Below are 18,714 nucleotides of genomic sequence, written 5' to 3' on the forward strand. Positions count from 1 at the left end.
CCCCAGCACGGGGCCGGATTGAAACAATTCTGGATTTCCTAATTTATTACAGTGTGTTAACTTGCAAGGGGCGTTAACGCTCCCTGACACAGCCGTGAGACACGGGCTCGTGAATTCAACAGAGCAGTGTCAGCCGTTACCTTTGTCACTGTCACAAGCAGACATACGCAATCACGAAAAGGATTACCTGAGATGTCGAACACCGCCAAAACCCTCGTAATCGCAAGCGCCGTTGCCGCAGCCGTTGCGGGCTCTGCAACCACCGCCGCCGCTCAGGCCAAAGAAAAATGCTATGGCGTATCGCTGGCAGGCCAGAACGACTGCGCCGCCGGACCGGGCACCACGTGTGCCGGCACCTCGACCGTGGACTACCAAGGCAACGCCTGGACGTTGGTCGATGCGGGCACCTGCGCCGACATCGAGCTGCCCAAATCCGCGGACGGAACGCCCCGCAAAGGCTCGCTTGAGCCGCTGGAACGCGATCTGCCGGCATAAGGCACGGGAAGGAATGTCAGGGGCGGGCTAAACCAAACAGCCCGCCCTGTTTCTTGCTGAGAAGGATCACGCGATGTTGGATGACGCCCGCAGAATGCAACGGCTGCCCGCCGCGCCCGGGGTCGGCTACAAGCCGCAGCACTATACCGAGATCCTTGACCAGCCCGGCCCGGTCGGCTGGCTGGAAATTCACGCCGAAAACTACATGGGCGACGGCGGTCGCCCCTTGGCGCAGCTGCGCCACCTGTCCGAACGGTTTCCCATTTCGGTGCACGGCGTGGGCCTGTCCATCGGTGGCGAAGGCCCGCTAGACGCCGAGCACCTGGCCCGCCTGAAGCATCTTGTGGGCTGGCTGAACCCGGCCAGCTTTTCGGAGCATCTGGCATGGTCCACCCATGACAGCCAGTTCCTGAACGATCTGCTGCCCCTGCCCTATACCGACGCCACACTGACCCGCATCTGCGATCATATCGATCAGGTACAGGAGACGGTGGGCCGGCAGATGCTGCTGGAAAACCCTTCCAGCTATCTCGCTTTTGCTGAAAGCACGTGGTCAGAACCCGACTTCTTGCGCGAGATCACGCGCCGGACTGGATGTGGCCTGCTGCTGGACGTCAACAACGTGTTCGTCTCGGCCACCAATCTGAACTACAGCCCGCAGGCCTATATCGACGCCTACCCTCTGGACCAGGTTGGTGAGATCCACCTTGGCGGCCATGACGAGGATCAGGACGATCACGGCCAACCCCTGCTCATCGACAGCCACGGCCGCGCCGTCGTCGATCCGGTCTGGGCGTTGCTGGATTATGTGCTCGACCAGTCAGGCCCCAAACCCGTGCTGATCGAATGGGACAATGACGTGCCCGACTGGCCCACCTTGCGCTCCGAGGCCGAACGCGCGCAATCCGCGCTGGACCGGATCCCGGCATGAGCGTTTCGCAATCAGAGTTCCGGGCGGCCGTGCTGGACCCGGCGGCGCCTGTGCCCGACGGGTTGCTGGACGATCAGGCCCGCCCCGCCGGACGCCGCTTCAGCGTCTATCGCAACAACGTGGCCGTGTCGCTGACCGAAGCCATGCACCAGGCATTTCCGGTCATCACCAAGCTGCTGGGTTCGCAGAACATGGACGGTCTGGCCGGAATCTATCTGCGTCAGCACCCGCCTAGCTCTCCGCTGATGATGTTCTATGGCGAGAGCTTCCCCGAATTCCTCGCCGACACCGAGCAACTGGCGCATCTTGGCTATCTGCCCGACGTGGCGCGGCTGGAACTGGCCTTGCGCCGGTCCTACCACGCCGCCGACAGCCAACCGATCACGCCCGACGCGCTGGCCGCCCTGCCGCCCGAAGACCTGATGCAGGCGCGGCTGGGCTTTGCCCCAACCATGCAGCTGATCCGGTCCGACTGGCCCATCCACGCCATCTGGCGGTTCAACACCGAAGACGGCGCGCCAAAGCCCCAGCCCGGCGCGCAGGACGTGCTGATCACGCGCCCCGAATTTGACCCGTCGCCACACCTGCTGCCGCCCGGCGGGTTCGACTGGATCACCGCCATGCAGGCCGGCCAGACCATTGGTCAGGCCTTCGAGGCAACCACCACCCGGACGCCCGCGTTCGACCTGGGCGCCACCCTGGCACTGCTGCTGCAGGGCAGTGCGATTACTTCAGTGACTATCGAAAGGCCGGAAACATGACTGCCCTGATCTCTATGCACAATTCCGTTCTCGGAAAGCTGGACCACGCCTCGAACTGGCTGACACCGACCGTGGCGCGGCTGACTTTCATAGCGGTTCTTCTGGTCTATTACTGGAACTCGGCCATGACCAAGCTGGGCAGCGGGTTTTTCGGGTTCCTGTTCCCCTCGGATGGGGCCTATGTCCAGATCTTCCCCAAGGCGATGGAGGCCGTCGGCTACGACAGCTCGCAGCTAGGGTTCTTTACCTGGCCCGTTGCCGTCGCAGGAACCTGGGCCGAGTTCATCCTGCCTGCGTTGCTTCTGGTGGGGCTGCTGACCCGCCTTGCCGCCCTGGGCATGATCGGGTTCGTCTGGGTCCAGACCTTCACCGATGTCACCGGGCACGGGGTCAAGCTGGGCGGTCTGTTCGACAACACCATCACCCTGATGGATCAACGGGTTATGTGGAGCTTCCTGTTCGTGGTGATCGTGATCAACGGCGCGGGCCCGCTCTCGCTCGATAGGGTTCTGCGCCTGAAATGATCTAGAAATGCGCTTTGGGTTCGTCCGGCTTGCCCGCGGCGATCCCAAGCAGCCCGGCGACGCCGGCGAAGGCAATCGGGAACATGGTGAACACGCCAAAGCCGAAAGCGTAGTACATCCCCGCCGCGGAAATCAGCAACAGAACACCGGCCAGCAACGCACGCGCATGCGCCATGGCCCCCCCGGCAATCGCCAGCAACGGCGCCAAAAGCGATGCTGTCTTTATGAGCTGGGGGTTTTCCACCTGCTCTGCCAACCCCTCGATCTCGCCGTAACGATCCACAAGCTCGACAAACCCGTACCCAAAAAAACCGACGATCATTCCGACCAGACCGGCAATGACACCCAATATCATGGCTGCGTTTCGCATGAAGTATTCCTGATTGTTGCGCCGGTTCAGATAGTCACCCGATCAGGCAATGCCAAGGGCTGTGCGGGTTTGCGGAGTCCAGCCCAGGAACAAGTGACCGTCGCGCTCGATCAGCGGACGCTTCATCAGGGCAGGATGATCCGCCAGCAGTTCCAGCGGTGGTCGCGAGCGTTGATCGTCGTCCAATCCACGCCAGGTTGTCGAGCGGGTATTGAGCAAGGCTTCGCCGAACTGGTCAAACGCTTTGGCCAACACCTCCGAAGGAACACCCGCACCTCGGACATCAATAAATTCGGCATCAGGCAGTGATTTCAGTGCCTTACGGCAGGTATCGCAGGTCTTCAGGCCAAAAAGGCGCATGATGTATCCACTCCGGTCGTTGCAGCAATTTCGGGCAAAACGAATAGGTTAACCCAGTATTCCTTGATTTTTTACTTCACCGTGCAATGTTGAAAAAGGCGAAACACACAATTTACGCCGTCTCGTTCGTTCGGAACTGCGTGGGTTTGTGGTCGCTTTGACTATGCCCTGCCGATTTGCTGGGTGACGCGCAAGGAGAAGGAGACACGGGAAATGCCAACCGGCACCGTGAAGTGGTTCAATACGACCAAAGGCTATGGTTTTATTGCCCCCGATGAAGGGGGTAAGGATGTGTTTGTTCATATCTCGGCCGTAGAACGATCCGGCCTGACCGGACTCGCCGACAATCAGAAAGTCTCGTACGAGTTGCAGGACGGACGTGACGGCCGCCAAATGGCGGCTGATTTGAAGCCATTGTAAAAGGGCCCGCCAACTGGCGGGTGCGACGAAACAAGGTCAACGGCCAATTGACAGGCCGTTGTCCACCCTCTTCCCGGATAGTCTAACCTCGCGTCGGGTCGGCCTCGGTGCGGTTTGTCCAGTTGTCGCCCATGGCCACAATGCAGGACGTCCCGGTCGCATAGGTTACGACAAGGGTCCAATCACCGCGACGGCTGGTCCACACCTCCATGATCTGCTCGGGTCCGCGAACACCAGAGGCGGTCTGCTGCGCCCCGAATTGGTGGCGCAGTTTGTCATGCATCCGCGCCGTGGGCTCGCAGATCACTTCAGCTATTGGCGACTTTGCGTAGGCCGGCTGGCCCAGCAACAAAGCGATCGCCGCAGTTCTAAACTTAAAGCTGAACGTCATGCTCAAAGTGTAACAGGATCATGACAATTCGAACAGGTGGCGATCAGCCTTCGCGGATCACCGCTTCGAACTCGCGCCATTCGCGCGCGGTCATGCCGGAGTTTTCCTGCGTCACCTGCTCGCCCTTCAGCATCCGACGCAGCGCTTCGACCATCTGCGCCGACAGGTTGACCGCACCCAGGCGATAGTCTTCGAACGCCTTGTACGCGAACGGTACCCAGTCGGCCACGATCTTGCACATGGTTTCGGCATAGACGCGGATCTCGTATTGCGCATGCGGATCTGCCCGCAGGCGCAGGAAGTGGAACAGATTGTGCAGGTCCACCTTCCAATACCACTGCGTGTAGATGTTCGCCGGCAGGTTCATCCGCGCCAGTTCGCGCGCCAGACCCTGCTGGCCATCCTGGCCGATCATCGCTTCATAATTGTCATAGCAGCGGGCGCTGTCGGCCTTGAGAATGTCCAGGACACGCGCAGCCTCTTCGCCCTGCAGCGCCTCGCCCCGCCCCTGATTGTTGATCGCTGATTGCGCCGCCAGCTGATCCGGCGCGGGAATGTAGAATTCCCGGTCAAGGATCGAATAACGGGCCGAGTATTCGTTCACGTTCGCCGTGCGGTGGCGGATCCACTGACGGGCGACGAAGACCGGCAGTTTAACGTGCAGTTTCACTTCGCACATCTCGAACGGGGTCGAATGCCAGTGGCGCATCAGATAGCGGATCAACCCCTCGTCATTCTGTACGGACTTCGTACCTTTGCCGTAGGACACGCGGGCCGCCTGGCAGATCGCAGCATCATCGCCCATATAGTCGATGACCCGCACGAAACCATGGTCCAGAACAGGATGCGCAGTGTAAAGGTGCTGTTCCATACCCGGAGCCACAACACGGCGGGTCGACTGCGTTTGTGCGCGTTGCTCTTCGATCTCGGCCAGTTGTTCGGCGGACAGCGGCATGGACATACCTCGTTTTTGAAATGAGTCGCCGACCACTATATATCGGCAACATCAGCACTGAAACCGCCATATGTGTGCTGCGTCGCGCATTTTTCGGTTTCTCTGCGACCGCCCCCTCGACACGCCCCTGCAGCGCGCTAAGCTGCACACAATCATCAACACCGAAAGGATCGCCGAGATGGGGCTGAGATACCTCCACACCATGGTGCGCGTGAAGGATTTGGAAAAATCCATGGCCTTCTACAAGCTGCTGGGACTCCAGGAAACCCGCCGTTACGACAGCGAGGAAGGGCGGTTTTCGCTGATCTTCATGGCCCCTCCGGGTCAGGAGGACAGGCCGATCGAGCTGACATGGAACTGGGATGGCGATGAGGGTTTGCCAAGCGACAGCCGCCATTTCGGCCACCTAGCCTATGGGGTCGACAACATTTACGAGACCTGTCAGCACCTTGCCGACAATGGCGTCGTCATCAACCGCCCTCCCCGCGATGGGCGTATGGCGTTCGTGCGCTCGCCTGACAACATTTCGGTTGAACTGCTGCAGAATGGCGATGCCTTGCCCCCGGCCGAACCTTGGGCCAGCATGGAAAGCACCGGCCACTGGTGATCCGCTGGCTGACAGGATTGGGGCTGGCCGTTCTGGCCAGCTCTGCTGAGGCCCAAAACTGCCGGCTGGCCTTGGCGCTTGCTTTGGACATATCCGTTTCGGTCGACGCCAAAGAAGACGCCCTGCAGCGGCAGGGCCTGGCTTCAGCCCTGATCGCTCCTGAAGTCCGGAAAGCGTTCTTTTCCTCGCCGCTGCCCGTAGCCCTGACGGTTTATGAGTGGAGCGGTCGCGACGCCCAGTACATCGTCCTTCCCTGGCGCCTGATCGAGACCGAGGCTGATCTGCTTGTTGCAGCGACACAGGTGAGCGAGTCCCAAAGATCGGACAGCGGCTCGGCCACTGCCATGGGATATGCCCTGGCTTTCGGGGCCTCTCTGATGGAGCAGGCTCCGCAATGCCTGTTTCAAACGATTGACCTGTCCGGGGACGGCTCGAACAATGACGGCTACGGTCCGCAGATCGCCTATCGCCACTTTCCCTTCGACCGCATAACCGTGAATGGGTTGGTCATAAATGCGGCGGATTTCGAAGGGGAGCTGTTCCTCATCCCGTTTTTTGAGAACAACGTCTTGCATGGGCCAAACGCCTTTCTGGAAATCGCGCAAGGGTTCGAAGATTTTGAACGCGCCATGCGACGCAAGCTGGAACGGGAATTGACCAGCCTTCAGGTCGGCGCGTTGGGGCGCAGCGCAAAATGATTACCCGTGCGCTGGCTCTGTGTTGTTTGGCCTTGGGCAGCCCGGCCGCCGCTCAATGCCGGCAAGCCCTGGCGCTTGGGTTGGATGTTTCCGGCTCAGTCGACAGCAACGAATACCGACTTCAATTGGACGGCTTGGCCGCTGCATTGCAACGGCCGGAGGTGGAACGGCTGATCCTGTCAAATCCCGAAGCCCCCGTTCGCATCGCCGTTTTCGAATGGAGCGAAGCCGGTTTTCAGCGGCTGTTGGTCGGCTGGACCGACATTCGATCCCCGACCGATTTGTCCGGGATTGCGCAACGTCTGCAATCCACGCGTCGGTCATCGGCACCACAGGGCACAGCGGTGGGGTCTGCCATGCAGTACGGGGCTGATTTGTTGGATACCCAAGCCGATTGCTGGAAGCGGACGCTGGACCTCTCAGGAGATGGCAAGCACAATGTCGGCCTCCATCCCAGAGAAGCTAAAGCCCAACTGCAGGCAACCGGCATCACGATCAATGGGCTCGTGATCGGAGCCGATGATCCCAGCACCGGGGACAAGCGGTATGTGCAAATCGGAGAGTTGTCGGCCTATTACAACGCTTGGGTCATTCTGGGGCCCGGAGCCTTCGTCGAAACCGCTTTGGGATTTGAAGCCTACGAAGACGCGATGACGCGCAAGCTGATCAGAGAGCTGGATTCGCTGACCCTGTCCCAAGTTTTGCCATTGAACGGCGGTAGTCAGTAGATGTACCGGATCTGATCCGTCCAATACCGTTCGACTCGGCGCAAAGCGCTGGTAATCTCTTCGATCCCTTCGGTGCCAAGGACACCTTTGGCCTGTAGCCCTTCGGCGTGCCGCGAGAAGAGATCGGCCACGATGTCACGGATTTCCCGCCCCCGAGGTGTCAGACGCACCCGTACCGAACGTCGGTCAATCTCGCATCTCTGGTGATGCATGAACCCCATCTCGACCAGTTTCTTGAGGTTGTAACTGACATTGCTGCCTTGATAATAGCCGCGGCTTTTGAGTTCACCGGCAGTCACCTCGTGGTCACCGATGTTGAACAGCAGCAGCGCCTGCACCGCGTTGATTTCCAGAACGCCGACCCGCTCGAACTCGTCCTTGATGACGTCCAGAAGCAACCGATGCAGACGTTCAACCAATGCCAGCGCCTCAAGATAGCTGGACATGAACCCCTTGGTTCCGGGTGCGGAGACCTGCAATTCCAAACTCATCCGATCCTCCGATTCCATCGCGCCGTTCAGGAAACTTTGACGCGAAATTCCGAAGAATCGGTTAAGTCTATTTTGCCTCTATTTTTGAAATACTTGCGAGATATCGAAGATCATGCTCGCGTAGTGTTCGGGGGCGGCGACCTGCCCGGTTACCCATTGGTAGAGGTCCTGATCGTTTTCGTGCAACAAAGCTTCGTACAGGTCCAATTCGGTCGCAGACATCCGCTCAAGCCGCTGGTCGGCATAGGCAGACAGAATTATGTCCATTTCCTTGATGCCGCGCCGCATCGACCGCATCTTCAGCCGCTTGATCCGGATGTCGTTCATTCGCCTTTCTCCAGCTTCAGCCGCAGCGTTTTCTCGACCCGCGCAAGGCGCTCGGAACTGGCGCGCATCTCACCTCGGATGGCGCGCAACTCCGCGACCAGCGGTGCCAGCTCCATATCCGCGGCTTCCGCGACGTCCGGAGCGTCCATGCCCTCGCCTTCACCGGTTAGCAGCCACATGATCGACACGTTCAACATACCTGCCATCATCGACAGCTTGTTGGCGCGCGGTTCTGACAGGTCATTCTCCCAGGCCACCACAGTGGACTTCTTGACACCCAGCCGGCGGGCCAGTTGGGTCTGGGTCATACCGGCGGCTTCGCGCGCGCCGGCCACGCGGTCTCCGAATGTCGCGGCCTCGGGTCCGAACCAGTCGGTTTCGTCGCTCATCAAACTCTCCAGTTCTTCAAAAGCATATCGCTTGATCGTGTTTCGGCGGCACCCTATGACAGTCCTGAGCAACATACAAACCGGGGCCCACCATGAGCTTTCTGTCTGCGACACTGTCGCGCGTCAAACCTTCGCCGACCATTGCCATGACGGCCAAAGCCGCCGAGTTGAAGGCCGCCGGACGTGACGTCATCGGCCTTAGCGCAGGTGAGCCCGATTTCGACACGCCGCAGAACATCAAGGACGCAGCCGTTGCCGCAATCGCCGCCGGTAAAACGAAATACACCGCGCCTGACGGCATTCCCGAGCTGAAACAGGCCGCTTGCGCCAAGATGAAACGTGACCACGGGCTGGACTACACGCCCGCACAGATCTCGGTCGGAACAGGTGGCAAGCAGACGCTGTACAATGCGCTGATGGCGACGATGAATCCGGGCGACGAAGTGATCATTCCCGCCCCCTACTGGGTCAGCTATCCGGACATGGTGCTGCTTGCGGGCGGTTCGCCTGTCGTGGTTGAGACCACACTGGAAAACAGCTTCAAGCTGACCCCAGACCAGTTGGAAGCCGCAATCACGCCAAACACCAAATGGTTCATCTTCAACTCGCCGTCGAACCCGACAGGAGCCGGGTACAGCCGCGCCGAGCTCAAGGCTCTGACCGATGTTCTGATGCAGCATCCTCATGTCTGGATCATGTCGGACGACATGTATGAACACCTGGCCTATGACGGCTTCGAGTTCTGCACGCCAGCCGAAGTCGAACCCGGGCTGTATGATCGCACACTCACGTGCAACGGTGTCTCCAAGGCCTATGCCATGACTGGTTGGCGTATCGGCTATGCCGCAGGCCCCGTCGAGCTGATCGCGGCCATGCGCAAGATCCAGTCGCAATCCACGTCGAACCCGTGCTCGATCAGCCAGTGGGCCGCGGTCGAGGCCTTGAACGGCACCCAAGTCTTCCTTGCCCCGAACAATGAAACCTTCAAACGCCGGCGCGATCTTGTGGTTGGGATGCTGAACCAGATTGACGGCATCACCTGCCCCACTCCCGAGGGCGCATTCTACGTCTATCCGTCCATCGCCGGGTTGATCGGCAAGACCTCACCGGCCGGTACGGTCATCGACACGGACGAGGCCTTCGCGACCGCCCTATTGGAGGAAGCAGACGTGGCCGTAGTGTTTGGAGCGGCGTTCGGCCTCAGCCCCAATTTCCGCGTCAGCTACGCGACTTCGGACGAAGCCTTGACCGAGGCCTGCACCCGCATCCAGCGGTTTTGCGCGTCCCTGAGCTAAGACCGAGATTCGTCATGTCCGCAGCACTGCCCGAATATTACTTTCGCGTCCGCGAGAACGGCGCGGTCGTGTTCAAGATCGACACGGAGAACCGGCAGCGCCGGATCGAAATGGACCAGATCGCGGTGATCAACATCCGCAACGGCGAGGTCAAGCCGCATGGTCAGGGTACCCTGACCGAAGCCGACAAAGTCGAAATCGCCCGTTGGATGGACGAACGCAAAGCCCTGCTTGCGCGGCGCGACGTCGACGACATCCACCGCACGATCGATCACCTGAACCTGACCACGCAGTGGGCCCAGTCCAAGGCGACCGATACCCAGCTGGAAGACATTACGGACCGGTTGCTGCTGGCGATGCACGACCTGCGCACGGTACTGGTGCGCAAGAAGGCCGATCGGCTGGACAAGGGCTGAGCCTGCCGGTTGTCGCTATGCGGCGGGCGCACCAACCACGCGGACGGATCGCAGCCAGAACCGTCCCATCAGCATGACTGCCGCGCAGGCCAGGCCCAGAACAAGGCCAAGCCAAACTCCGATCCCGGCCATGCCTTGCACGAAACCAAAGTAGTAGGATGCGGGGATCCCCACGACCCAATAGCTGAGGCCCGCCATAACCATGGGCACCTTGGCGTCTTGCAACCCCCGCAGAAGGCCCAGAGCGATTACCTGCGCGCCGTCCACCAACTGGAACAGGGCCGCCATGGCCAGCAGACCGGTCCCGATGGCCAGAATCTGGGGGCGCTGCGGGTCGTCCGGTTCGACAAATACCGAGATGAGCGGCTCGGCGCAGGTCAGGAACAGGATGATTGTCAGCACTGACACCACAAGGGACATGCCAGTGACCGCAATTGCGCCTTTCTCGAGATGCGGTCGATCCTTGCGGCCCAGCGCGTTGCCGGCCCGGATCGTTGCTGCATTCGACAGGCCCAGATGCACCATGAACGTCGCCGACGCCAGGTTCAGCGCAATCCCGTGCGCCGCCAGCGGCACCTGCCCGATCCAACCCATCATGAAGGCGGACATGGCGAACAGAGACACTTCGGCCAACAAGGTCAGACCGATGGGCACACCCAGCTTCAGGACGCTCAGCAACATTTCCCAATCCGGGCGCCAGAACCGCTGGAACAGGTTATGTTCCGGCAGGACTTTCACCGCGTAAATGATCACGGCCACCAGCGACACGCTCTGCGTGACCACCGATGCAATCGCGGCACCCATCACGCCCAGTTCCGGCGCGCCCCAGTTGCCGAAGATCAGCGCATAATTCGTAAGTCCATTGACCACTGCCGCCGCGACGGTAATCCACAGCACGATCTGCGTGCGCTCCAGAGCGGCCAGATAGGATTTAAGAACCATCACCACCAGCGCCGGGAACAGGCCCCAGCCCGCAACCCGCAGATACTCGGACGCGGTTTGCGCCACTTGTGGATCCTGATCCGTGGCGATCAGAATCGGGTAGGACCACCACAGCAGCGGCATGATCAGCATGCCATACAGCAGCGACAGCCACAGACCCATTCGGGTGCTGCGGCGAATGCTGGTTTCATCCTCCTCTGCGGCCGCGGTCGCGACCATCGGCATGACGGCTAGGCCAAATCCGCCTCCGAAAAGAAACAGAACAAAGTAAAAGCTGCTGGCCAGCGTCACCGCGGCCAGTGCCTCGACGCCATACCAGCCCAGCATGATCGTATCCGTCAGGCCAATGGCGAATTGCGCCAGATGACCACCGATCAACGGCAGCCCCAGCACAGCAATGGCCCGGAAATGGGCGGGATATGTCATGACCTTTCTCATCCCGCCAGCCATATGCGCGGCCCCGAGCCGGGGCAAGGGGAGATCTCTGAAATTTCACTTCGAGACCTCGGTGACGCCCGTCGGGCCAATCAGGTGACGCGCGCCTCGGGATGGATCGCCGTACCAAGGATGTGATCCGACCGGTGGACCACATGATGTGCCTGCCCCACGATCAGAGGATCGGGCTGGCCCACGATGTCATGATCCTTGTCCGGATAATCCAGCGTCGACAGGAAATGCCGCATGCAGTTCAGCCGGGCGCGCTTCTTGTCGTTCGACTTGACGATGGTCCAAGGCGCGTCGGCGGTGTCGGTATAGAAGAACATCGCCTCTTTCGCCTCGGTGTAGTCATCCCATTTGTCCAAGCTGGCCTTGTCGATGGGCGACAGTTTCCATTGCTTCAGCGGGTCCGTCTCGCGGCTTTTGAAACGGCGCAGCTGCTCATCCCGTGTCACCGAGAACCAGTATTTATAAAACTGGATTCCCGACCGAACCATCATGCGCTCCAACTCGGGCGTCTGGCGCATGAACTCGAGGTATTCGTTCGGGGTGCAGAACCCCATCACCCGCTCGACCCCGGCCCGGTTGTACCAGGACCGGTCATAAAAGACCATTTCGCCGACGGTGGGCAATTCCTGGATATAGCGCTGGTAATACCACTGGCCCTTCTCCTCCCAGGTCGGCTTGTTCAGCGCCACCACCCGGGCCTGACGCGGGTTGAGATGCTCCATGAACCGCTTGATGGTGCCGCCCTTGCCGGCGGCGTCGCGACCCTCGAACAACAGCACGAACTTCTGCCCGGTCTCCTGCGCCCACAACTGCACCTTCAACAATTCGGCCTGCAACTGGGCCTTCTGCTTTTCATAAGCCGCCCGGGACAATTTCGAGCGATACGGATACTCCCCGCTTTCAAAGGCCTGCCGGATCTTTTCGCGGGTGGGCGCTTCGGTGTCCGCGTTCGGTTTGGCCATGACGGCCACGGGGGCTGCGGTCGTCTTTTTTCGGATCACTGCGTCCATATGCTCTCTCCTGTGTCACTGTCCGCCGAAACGCCTAGCAGATCTGCATCTTTTCCGCGTTGATCCGTATCAAGTTGACTTCGGCGACGGCTCCGAAAACTCTGCAGGTGTGAACTCAGTCAGGGGCATCCCGCATGGACAGCGAATTCTTCGACCTCAACGGCCACCCGTTCTTCGTCCGCCGCTGGGGCGATCCCAACCTGCCTACGCTTTTGATGTTGCACGGTTTCCCGGAGTATGGCGGCGCGTGGTCCGACCTGGCCCCGCACCTGTCGGACCGCTTTCACTGCATCGCGCCGGACCAGCGTGGCTATGGTCAAAGCTGGGCCCCCGAGGGTATTTCGAACTATGCGCTGTCAAAGCTGGTGTCGGACATGGCCGTGCTGATCGAGCAGGTTGGCGACCCCGTCACTGTGCTGGGACATGATTGGGGCGCCTCGGTGGCTTACGGAATTGCCATGTTCCACCCCAAGTTGGTCAGCCGCCTGATCATCGCCAACGGTGTTCACCCTGTCCCGTTCCAGCGCGAACTTGCGGCAGGAGGCAAACAATCCGAGGCCTCTCAATACATCAACCGCCTGCGCGCGCCCGATGCAGCCGAATTTCTTTCGGCCGACAACTTCGCCAAGCTCGAACAATTCTTTCGGCATGGCATGGGGTTGGACTGGATGAGCGACGCGCGCATGGGCGACTATCGCACCGAATGGGCCCGCCCGGAACGGCTCGACGCCATGCTGAACTGGTACCGGGCCTCACCCCTTGTGGTGGCTGAGCCAGGCGCGCCCTGCACGGACCTGCCGGAACTGCCCGTTGACAGGCTGAGGGTCCGCTGCCCGCATTTGCTTCTGTGGGGGCCGCGGGACAAAGCCTTGCTTCCCGAATGCACCGATGGGCTGGAAGAGTTCGCTCCCAACCTGACCCGCATGCAGATCGACGGTACAGACCATTGGCTGCATCACCAGAAACCTCAGGCGGTGGCCGACGCTATTCTCGATTGGGTTCAGGACAACTGAGCCAACTCTTCGCCCGACGCCGAAGGACGCAAGAGGCAGCGCCCTTCACCGATGGCCCCAGTCATCCGGATTGTCCGAATTGTTCGGAGACAACCCCAGAATGTCGCCCTTGGTCGAACAGCCAAGCCCCAGAACGGTGCGGTTGGCATAGGAGAAATAGGCGCAAACCTGATTGATCTCCAGGATCTCACCATCGTCCCAGCCAACAGATCGCAACGCGTCGATATCCCCCGCCACCAGGTCGGCCGGGTTCTCGGTCAGTTTTCGGGCGTATTCCATCGCCGCCACCTGTGCGGGGTCCAGCGGCGCCGTCTCGGGTGTTTCCGCCTCGATCGCCGCGCGGATGGCCAAACCGCGCTGCTCGTCGCCCAAGAGTCGCTGCAACCCGCTGAAATGATGCTCAACACAATAGCCGCAGCGATTCAGCGAACTGACCCAGACTCCGAGCACTTCCAGAAACCACTTGGGAACCGAGTTTCCCGAATGGTGCAGCACGTTCTTGTAGAGCGCCATGTGACCTTCCATCGAATGTGGACGCAGGGAATGCACCATCATGATGTTGTCCACATTGTTCCCGGGCCCCGTGACCCGGTCATACAGCGTCTTCAACCGACCGCGTGCCTCGTCGAATGGTATCGTCTTGATCCAGCTCATCACCTGCTCCTCCGCGATTTCCGCAACTCAGCGGGAAAACCAACCGTTTTGCAACCCGCCACCGACCGCAAGTTTGATACAACACCTCGCGTGCCTCTTCCCCCGACCTACATCACCTGCCATAATGGGCCAAACCCAAAAACAAGAGCAGCACCCATGCCCGACGACCTGTTGACGCCCGAATCCGCCACCACCTACGACGCCTCCTCGATCGAGGTCCTCGAAGGCCTGGAGCCCGTGCGCAAACGCCCCGGCATGTATATCGGCGGCACCGATGAACGGGCACTGCACCACATGGTGGCCGAAATCCTCGACAACTCGATGGACGAGGCCGTTGCCGGCCATGCCAACCGTATCGAGGTGGAACTGCACGACGATTACGCCCTGACCGTGCGGGACAACGGCCGCGGTATTCCGATCGACCCGCACCCGAAGTTCCCCGACAAATCCGCGCTTGAGGTGATCCTGTGCACCCTGCACGCGGGCGGCAAGTTCTCGGGCAAGGCCTACCAGACCTCGGGCGGTCTGCACGGCGTGGGCGCCTCGGTGGTCAACGCGCTGTCGGATTCGATGGTCGTACAGGTGGCCCGCAACAAGGAGCTGTACGAACAGCGCTTTTCGCGCGGCATCCCGCTGGGTCCGGTCGAAAAGGTGGGCTCGGCTCCCAACCGGCGCGGCACCACCGTCACCTTCCACGCCGACCCCGAAATCTTCGGCCACCACCGGTTCAAACCCGCCCGCCTGTTCAAATCGATCCGCTCCAAGGCCTACCTGTTCTCGGGCGTTGAAATCCGCTGGAAAACCGCCATCGACGACGGCGAGACGCCCACCGAGGCCACCTTCCACTTCCCCGGCGGCCTGTCGGACTACCTCAAGGAAACGATGAACGGCTCCTCGACCTATTCCGAGCAGCCCTTCGCCGGAACCGTCGATTTCAACGAGAAATTCGGCGCCCCCGGCAAAGTGGAATGGGCGATCAACTGGACACCGTCGCGCGATGGCTTCATCCAGTCCTACTGCAACACCGTGCCCACGCCCGAGGGCGGTACCCACGTCGCGGGCTTCTGGGCCGCGATCCTCAAGGGCATCAAGGCCTACGGTGAACTGATCAACAACAAGAAGGCCGCCCAGATCACCCGCGATGACCTGATCACCGGGGGCTGCGCGCTGGTCTCGTGCTTCATCCGTGAACCCGAATTCGTCGGCCAGACCAAAGACCGCCTCGCCACGGTCGAGGCGCAGCGGCTGGTCGAAAACTCGGTCCGCGACCATTTCGACAACTGGCTGGCCGCCGACACCAAATCCGCCGGCGCCATTCTGGATTTCCTCATCCTGCGGGCCGAGGAACGCCTGCGCCGACGGGCCGAGAAGGAAACACAACGCAAGTCCGCCACTAAGAAACTCCGTCTTCCCGGCAAGTTGGTGGACTGTAGTAGTTCAACACGCGACGGCACCGAATTATTCATCGTCGAGGGCGACTCGGCTGGCGGCTCGGCCAAGATGGCCCGCGACCGCAAGACACAGGCGCTGCTGCCCCTGCGCGGCAAGATCCTGAACGTACTGGGCGCGGCCAGCTCGAAACTGGGCACCAACGCCGAGATCAATGACCTGACGCAGGCCCTTGGCGTCGGGCTGGGCACCAAGTTCAACATCGACGACCTGCGCTATGACAAGGTCATCATCATGACCGACGCCGACGTAGACGGCGCGCATATCGCCTCGCTGCTGATGACCTTCTTCTTCACCCAGATGCGCCCGATGATCGACGCGGGCCACCTGTACCTGGCCTGCCCACCGCTCTACCGCCTGACCCAAGGCGCCAAGCGCGTCTATTGCCTGGACGAAGCCGAGCGCGACGCGTGGCTGGAAAAAGGTCTGGGCGGCAAAGGCAAGATCGACGTCAGCCGCTTCAAGGGTCTGGGCGAGATGGACGCCAAGGACCTGAAAGAAACCACGATGGACCCGGCCTCCCGCAAGCTGATCCGCGTCACCATCGACGAGGACGAACCGGGCGAGACCGGCGATCTGGTCGAGCGCTTGATGGGTAAGAAACCCGAACTGCGGTTCCAATATATTCAAGAGAACGCGCGGTTTGTGGAGGAGTTGGATGTTTAAATATGGCCCTGAGCATCACCAAAGTCGTTCCAGAACTCCTTTCCAATAATCCAGAAAAGCGCTTCACGGCGCGAGAAATCGCGAAATGGATATTCGAAAATTACCGCCAAGACTGTGAAGAAAAACGCGCACGTAGTACGGCTAAGAAAATCCCTTTAGACACGGATGATGCCCTCATCCAGCAACTCGTTGCCGAAATTGGGTCGCAGAGGCGTTCGATTACGCGAAACTCGAAAATTCGCGCGACAGAAGGTCGGCCCCGGAGATACTACTACTCTGAACTAAGCGAGGACGACGAAGTCGACCCGGGGAATCTGCCTACCAAAGCCACCTCGGAATCGAAACACATTCGCGAGCATGACCTTTACCCTCTGTTGTCCAATTACCTTAGAGATGAACTGGATGTGTTTTCAGTTCGGATTGATGAAAAACGCGCCACCAATCGCAGAGGGCAAAACGGCAATCGGTGGTTGTTCCCCGATCTTGTGGGACTTGAGGACCTAAGCGCTACTTGGGACCGCGAAACCAAAGACTGCGTCAGAGAGTTTGGGGACACGAGGGCCAAGCTTTGGTCTTTCGAAGTAAAACTTCACCTTAACTCCACAAATGTGAGGGAAGCATATTTCCAGACCGTGAGCAATTCGTCGTGGGCTAACCTTGGATACCTTGTGGCTGCTGAGATTGAAGGCAGATTGACCATGCAAGAACTTCGGACCCTGTCTGGAGTGCACGGAATCGGCGTGATGGAGTTGAATCCTTCATCCCCCAGCGACAGCCAAATTTTGATCCCTGCAAGAGAACGACAGTCGGTCGATTGGCTCAGCGCTGACAGACTAGTGCAGGAAAACTCTGATTTCCTTCAATACATCAAAGTCGTGCGGCACTTTCATCAAACTGGCGATCTTCGCAAATCTGATTGGGACTACAACAACCGGTAGGGTGGGTTTCCAACCTACTTCCCTCCGAAAAAATCACCTCGCAATTGTGGGATAAAGTCCTGTCCCACCCCAACCATAAACCCCGCGCCGCCCAAGGGATGGCTCTAACGTATATATGATTCTTTGTATCTTACACGGCGATGAACGGACCGCCCAAAGTCAAACACCCTGCATCCTCCCCCTTGCCTAACCCGTTGATCCCGTTCACACTTACTCTCAACCCGTCATTCAAGAACGAGCTTTGAGGTTCCGAGCGTCCAAGACCCAATTTGAAAATCGGATATCCGAACGGGAGGACGACATGAAAACTTTGACCCTCGGCCTGGCCCTGACCCTGATGGCCTCGGCAGCCCCCGCGCAGCAGATGCTCAGCACCGCATCCCCCATCCCCGACGGCGCCGAGACCCGGTTCTGCTATTACGAAGGCATGGCCTATTCCGAGGACGCCTTTGTGCTGATGGTCGGTGACAACACCGTCACCAGCACGGTGAGCACGGTGCAGGAACGCCTGTTGCGTTGTTACCGTGAAAGCGACGGCGTGCTGCGTTGGCGGCCGCAGAGCACGTTTCAGGTCAGCAAATAAGGCCTGAACGGCCCCTAGCCCAGCTTCTGGTCCAGCCAGTCCGCGATCTGTGCGGCTGGCTTTTCCCAACCGGGCTCCATGAACAGAAAATGCGCGTGACCTTCTGCGGACAGAAAGGTCGCGCGGTCGCCATAGAGTTTCGCCAAGGCACGGCAGGTGTTGGGGTTCACCGCCCTGTCCTCCGAGCCTGAAACGATCAGAACCGGGCAGTCGACCTTGTCGATATCAACCTTCATCGCGTGGTGATCGTCGAACATCCAGAAAAACATCTCGAACATAACCCGCCCGCTTTCCGGGCCAAGCTGATCGAAGACCGCATATTGCTGGGCTTCGGGCATTTTGTTCAATGCGAATGGGGCCATCAGGTCGAAATCGACGCGCATGGGCTGCTTCCAGAAGGCCCCGCCCTCCATCAAGGCGCGCGGCACGGCGCGTTCGTCATCGGTTTCCGGCAGGGTGCCCCAGGCCGCGTTCGGGTTGATCAACACGATAGCGCTGGCCAGCCCGCGAGACGCAACCTGCTGGGCAACGACGCCCGCAATGGCATGACCGAGGATCACGGGTTTGCTGTCCAACCCCTGGACGAATTCGGCAATGTCGTTGGCATAATCCAGTACGCTGGTGTCGGTCAGGCCCGCATCGGGCTCGGCTGCAGGATCGCCGCCATGGAACCTCAGCGCCGGGGTGTGCACCGTCCAGCCACGGGCGCGGAAGAACTCCGCATAGTCCGCCATGCACCACGGCCCGGCAAACGCACCGTGGATCAGCACAATCTCTTTGGTCATCACGTTCTCCCTCCGGCTCCTGACCCGAGTATGGGCATCCTGACACGCGTTACAACTGCACGTGATCGC

25 protein-coding genes are annotated in these 18,714 nt (G+C 60.1%); 14 read left to right on the forward strand and 11 right to left on the reverse strand.

Going from position 1 to position 18,714, the window contains the following annotated elements; all coding sequences use genetic code 11:
- Nucleotides 1-192: 192 nt before the first annotated feature.
- The 4 genes from ACR0JC_RS05330 (at nucleotide 193) to ACR0JC_RS05345 (ending at nucleotide 2,711) form a co-directional block, all read left to right on the forward strand.
- Complete coding sequence (locus ACR0JC_RS05330) at nucleotides 193-495, forward strand: BufA1 family periplasmic bufferin-type metallophore (RefSeq protein ID WP_005982123.1); 303 nt, start codon at nucleotides 193-195, stop codon at nucleotides 493-495.
- 73 nt (nucleotides 496-568) lie between these two features.
- Nucleotides 569-1,426: an MNIO family bufferin maturase gene (gene bufB / locus ACR0JC_RS05335; protein WP_093962561.1), complete on the forward strand. Its 858-nt coding sequence runs from the start codon at nucleotides 569-571 to the stop codon at nucleotides 1,424-1,426.
- Nucleotides 1,423-2,187, forward strand: coding sequence for an HvfC/BufC N-terminal domain-containing protein (locus ACR0JC_RS05340; RefSeq protein ID WP_170338271.1), 765 nt, complete (start codon nucleotides 1,423-1,425; stop codon nucleotides 2,185-2,187). Before bufB ends, ACR0JC_RS05340 begins: the two co-directional genes overlap by 4 nt.
- Nucleotides 2,184-2,711 carry a DoxX family membrane protein gene (locus ACR0JC_RS05345; protein ID WP_170338269.1) on the forward strand — a complete coding sequence of 176 codons (528 nt, stop codon included), beginning with the start codon at nucleotides 2,184-2,186 and terminating at the stop codon, nucleotides 2,709-2,711. Before ACR0JC_RS05340 ends, ACR0JC_RS05345 begins: the two co-directional genes overlap by 4 nt.
- 1 nt (nucleotide 2,712) lies before the next feature.
- Here ACR0JC_RS05345 and ACR0JC_RS05350 read toward each other — a convergent pair whose 3' ends face one another.
- Entirely contained in the window at nucleotides 2,713-3,081 is a 369-nt protein-coding gene (locus ACR0JC_RS05350) for a hypothetical protein (protein ID WP_170338267.1), read from the reverse strand.
- Nucleotides 3,082-3,123: 42 nt separating this feature from the next.
- Entirely contained in the window at nucleotides 3,124-3,441 is a 318-nt protein-coding gene (locus ACR0JC_RS05355) for an ArsC/Spx/MgsR family protein (RefSeq protein WP_170338265.1), read from the reverse strand.
- A 213-nt stretch (nucleotides 3,442-3,654) separates the two neighbouring features.
- Here ACR0JC_RS05355 and ACR0JC_RS05360 point away from each other — a divergent pair, with 213 nt between their 5' ends.
- Complete coding sequence (locus ACR0JC_RS05360) at nucleotides 3,655-3,861, forward strand: cold-shock protein (RefSeq protein ID WP_008758035.1); 207 nt, start codon at nucleotides 3,655-3,657, stop codon at nucleotides 3,859-3,861.
- A gap of 82 nt (nucleotides 3,862-3,943) precedes the next feature.
- Here ACR0JC_RS05360 and ACR0JC_RS05365 read toward each other — a convergent pair whose 3' ends face one another.
- The gene (locus tag ACR0JC_RS05365; protein ID WP_170338263.1) at nucleotides 3,944-4,252 is read right to left on the reverse strand and encodes a hypothetical protein; all 309 of its coding nucleotides are present in this window, start codon (nucleotides 4,250-4,252) and stop codon (nucleotides 3,944-3,946) included.
- A 43-nt stretch (nucleotides 4,253-4,295) separates the two neighbouring features.
- Nucleotides 4,296-5,207: an FAD-dependent thymidylate synthase gene (gene thyX, locus ACR0JC_RS05370; protein WP_093962566.1), complete on the reverse strand. Its 912-nt coding sequence runs from the start codon at nucleotides 5,205-5,207 to the stop codon at nucleotides 4,296-4,298.
- Nucleotides 5,208-5,385: 178 nt separating this feature from the next.
- Between thyX and ACR0JC_RS05375 the strand changes: the two genes are divergently transcribed.
- Genes ACR0JC_RS05375 through ACR0JC_RS05385 form a run of 3 tightly spaced genes read left to right on the forward strand, consistent with a single transcriptional unit; the run spans nucleotide 5,386 to nucleotide 7,240 of the window.
- Nucleotides 5,386-5,814, forward strand: coding sequence for a VOC family protein (locus ACR0JC_RS05375; protein WP_170337804.1), 429 nt, complete (start codon nucleotides 5,386-5,388; stop codon nucleotides 5,812-5,814).
- Nucleotides 5,811-6,512, forward strand: a complete 702-nt coding sequence (locus ACR0JC_RS05380; protein ID WP_170337802.1) for a DUF1194 domain-containing protein — start codon at nucleotides 5,811-5,813, stop codon at nucleotides 6,510-6,512. Before ACR0JC_RS05375 ends, ACR0JC_RS05380 begins: the two co-directional genes overlap by 4 nt.
- The gene (locus ACR0JC_RS05385; protein ID WP_170338260.1) at nucleotides 6,509-7,240 is read left to right on the forward strand and encodes a DUF1194 domain-containing protein; all 732 of its coding nucleotides are present in this window, start codon (nucleotides 6,509-6,511) and stop codon (nucleotides 7,238-7,240) included. The genes ACR0JC_RS05380 and ACR0JC_RS05385 overlap by 4 nt, the downstream gene beginning before the upstream one ends.
- On the opposite strand, the gene ACR0JC_RS05390 is transcribed toward ACR0JC_RS05385, so the two are convergent.
- The 3 genes from ACR0JC_RS05390 to ACR0JC_RS05400 all read right to left on the reverse strand — a co-directional run bounded on the left by ACR0JC_RS05390 (nucleotide 7,234) and on the right by ACR0JC_RS05400 (nucleotide 8,447).
- The gene (locus tag ACR0JC_RS05390) at nucleotides 7,234-7,731 is read right to left on the reverse strand and encodes a MarR family winged helix-turn-helix transcriptional regulator (RefSeq protein ID WP_093962569.1); all 498 of its coding nucleotides are present in this window, start codon (nucleotides 7,729-7,731) and stop codon (nucleotides 7,234-7,236) included. The genes ACR0JC_RS05385 and ACR0JC_RS05390 overlap by 7 nt on opposite strands.
- A gap of 78 nt (nucleotides 7,732-7,809) precedes the next feature.
- Nucleotides 7,810-8,058 carry a succinate dehydrogenase assembly factor 2 gene (locus ACR0JC_RS05395; protein ID WP_170338258.1) on the reverse strand — a complete coding sequence of 83 codons (249 nt, stop codon included), beginning with the start codon at nucleotides 8,056-8,058 and terminating at the stop codon, nucleotides 7,810-7,812.
- The gene (locus tag ACR0JC_RS05400; protein WP_170337797.1) at nucleotides 8,055-8,447 is read right to left on the reverse strand and encodes a helix-turn-helix domain-containing protein; all 393 of its coding nucleotides are present in this window, start codon (nucleotides 8,445-8,447) and stop codon (nucleotides 8,055-8,057) included. Before ACR0JC_RS05400 ends, ACR0JC_RS05395 begins: the two co-directional genes overlap by 4 nt.
- A 92-nt stretch (nucleotides 8,448-8,539) precedes the next feature.
- Here ACR0JC_RS05400 and ACR0JC_RS05405 point away from each other — a divergent pair, with 92 nt between their 5' ends.
- Entirely contained in the window at nucleotides 8,540-9,742 is a 1,203-nt protein-coding gene (locus tag ACR0JC_RS05405) for a pyridoxal phosphate-dependent aminotransferase (RefSeq protein WP_170338255.1), read from the forward strand.
- Nucleotides 9,743-9,756: 14 nt separating this feature from the next.
- Nucleotides 9,757-10,158 carry a hypothetical protein gene (locus ACR0JC_RS05410; protein WP_170338253.1) on the forward strand — a complete coding sequence of 134 codons (402 nt, stop codon included), beginning with the start codon at nucleotides 9,757-9,759 and terminating at the stop codon, nucleotides 10,156-10,158.
- 15 nt (nucleotides 10,159-10,173) lie between these two features.
- Here the strand turns inward: ACR0JC_RS05410 and ACR0JC_RS05415 are convergent, their stop codons facing one another.
- Nucleotides 10,174-11,526, reverse strand: a complete 1,353-nt coding sequence (locus ACR0JC_RS05415) for an MATE family efflux transporter (protein ID WP_170338251.1) — start codon at nucleotides 11,524-11,526, stop codon at nucleotides 10,174-10,176.
- Between the two features lie 101 nt (nucleotides 11,527-11,627).
- Nucleotides 11,628-12,509: a polyphosphate kinase 2 gene (gene ppk2 / locus ACR0JC_RS05420; protein WP_437342832.1), complete on the reverse strand. Its 882-nt coding sequence runs from the start codon at nucleotides 12,507-12,509 to the stop codon at nucleotides 11,628-11,630.
- A 182-nt stretch (nucleotides 12,510-12,691) separates the two neighbouring features.
- Here ppk2 and ACR0JC_RS05425 point away from each other — a divergent pair, with 182 nt between their 5' ends.
- Nucleotides 12,692-13,570 carry an alpha/beta fold hydrolase gene (locus tag ACR0JC_RS05425; protein ID WP_170338247.1) on the forward strand — a complete coding sequence of 293 codons (879 nt, stop codon included), beginning with the start codon at nucleotides 12,692-12,694 and terminating at the stop codon, nucleotides 13,568-13,570.
- Between the two features lie 45 nt (nucleotides 13,571-13,615).
- Here ACR0JC_RS05425 and ACR0JC_RS05430 read toward each other — a convergent pair whose 3' ends face one another.
- Entirely contained in the window at nucleotides 13,616-14,224 is a 609-nt protein-coding gene (locus tag ACR0JC_RS05430; protein ID WP_170338244.1) for a carboxymuconolactone decarboxylase family protein, read from the reverse strand.
- Nucleotides 14,225-14,380: 156 nt separating this feature from the next.
- On the opposite strand from ACR0JC_RS05430, the gene parE reads away from it, so the two are divergent.
- The 3 genes from parE to ACR0JC_RS05445 all read left to right on the forward strand — a co-directional run bounded on the left by parE (nucleotide 14,381) and on the right by ACR0JC_RS05445 (nucleotide 17,860).
- Entirely contained in the window at nucleotides 14,381-16,339 is a 1,959-nt protein-coding gene (gene parE, locus ACR0JC_RS05435) for a DNA topoisomerase IV subunit B (protein ID WP_170338242.1), read from the forward strand.
- Nucleotides 16,340-16,341: 2 nt separating this feature from the next.
- Nucleotides 16,342-17,277, forward strand: a complete 936-nt coding sequence (locus tag ACR0JC_RS05440) for a COG2958 family protein (protein WP_170338240.1) — start codon at nucleotides 16,342-16,344, stop codon at nucleotides 17,275-17,277.
- 301 nt (nucleotides 17,278-17,578) lie between these two features.
- Complete coding sequence (locus ACR0JC_RS05445) at nucleotides 17,579-17,860, forward strand: DUF1496 domain-containing protein (RefSeq protein WP_170338238.1); 282 nt, start codon at nucleotides 17,579-17,581, stop codon at nucleotides 17,858-17,860.
- A 14-nt stretch (nucleotides 17,861-17,874) separates the two neighbouring features.
- Here the strand turns inward: ACR0JC_RS05445 and ACR0JC_RS05450 are convergent, their stop codons facing one another.
- Complete coding sequence (locus ACR0JC_RS05450; protein ID WP_170338236.1) at nucleotides 17,875-18,645, reverse strand: alpha/beta hydrolase; 771 nt, start codon at nucleotides 18,643-18,645, stop codon at nucleotides 17,875-17,877.
- Nucleotides 18,646-18,714: the final 69 nt, after the last annotated feature.

It is taken from the genome of Ruegeria sp. CH5, from assembly GCF_056537025.1.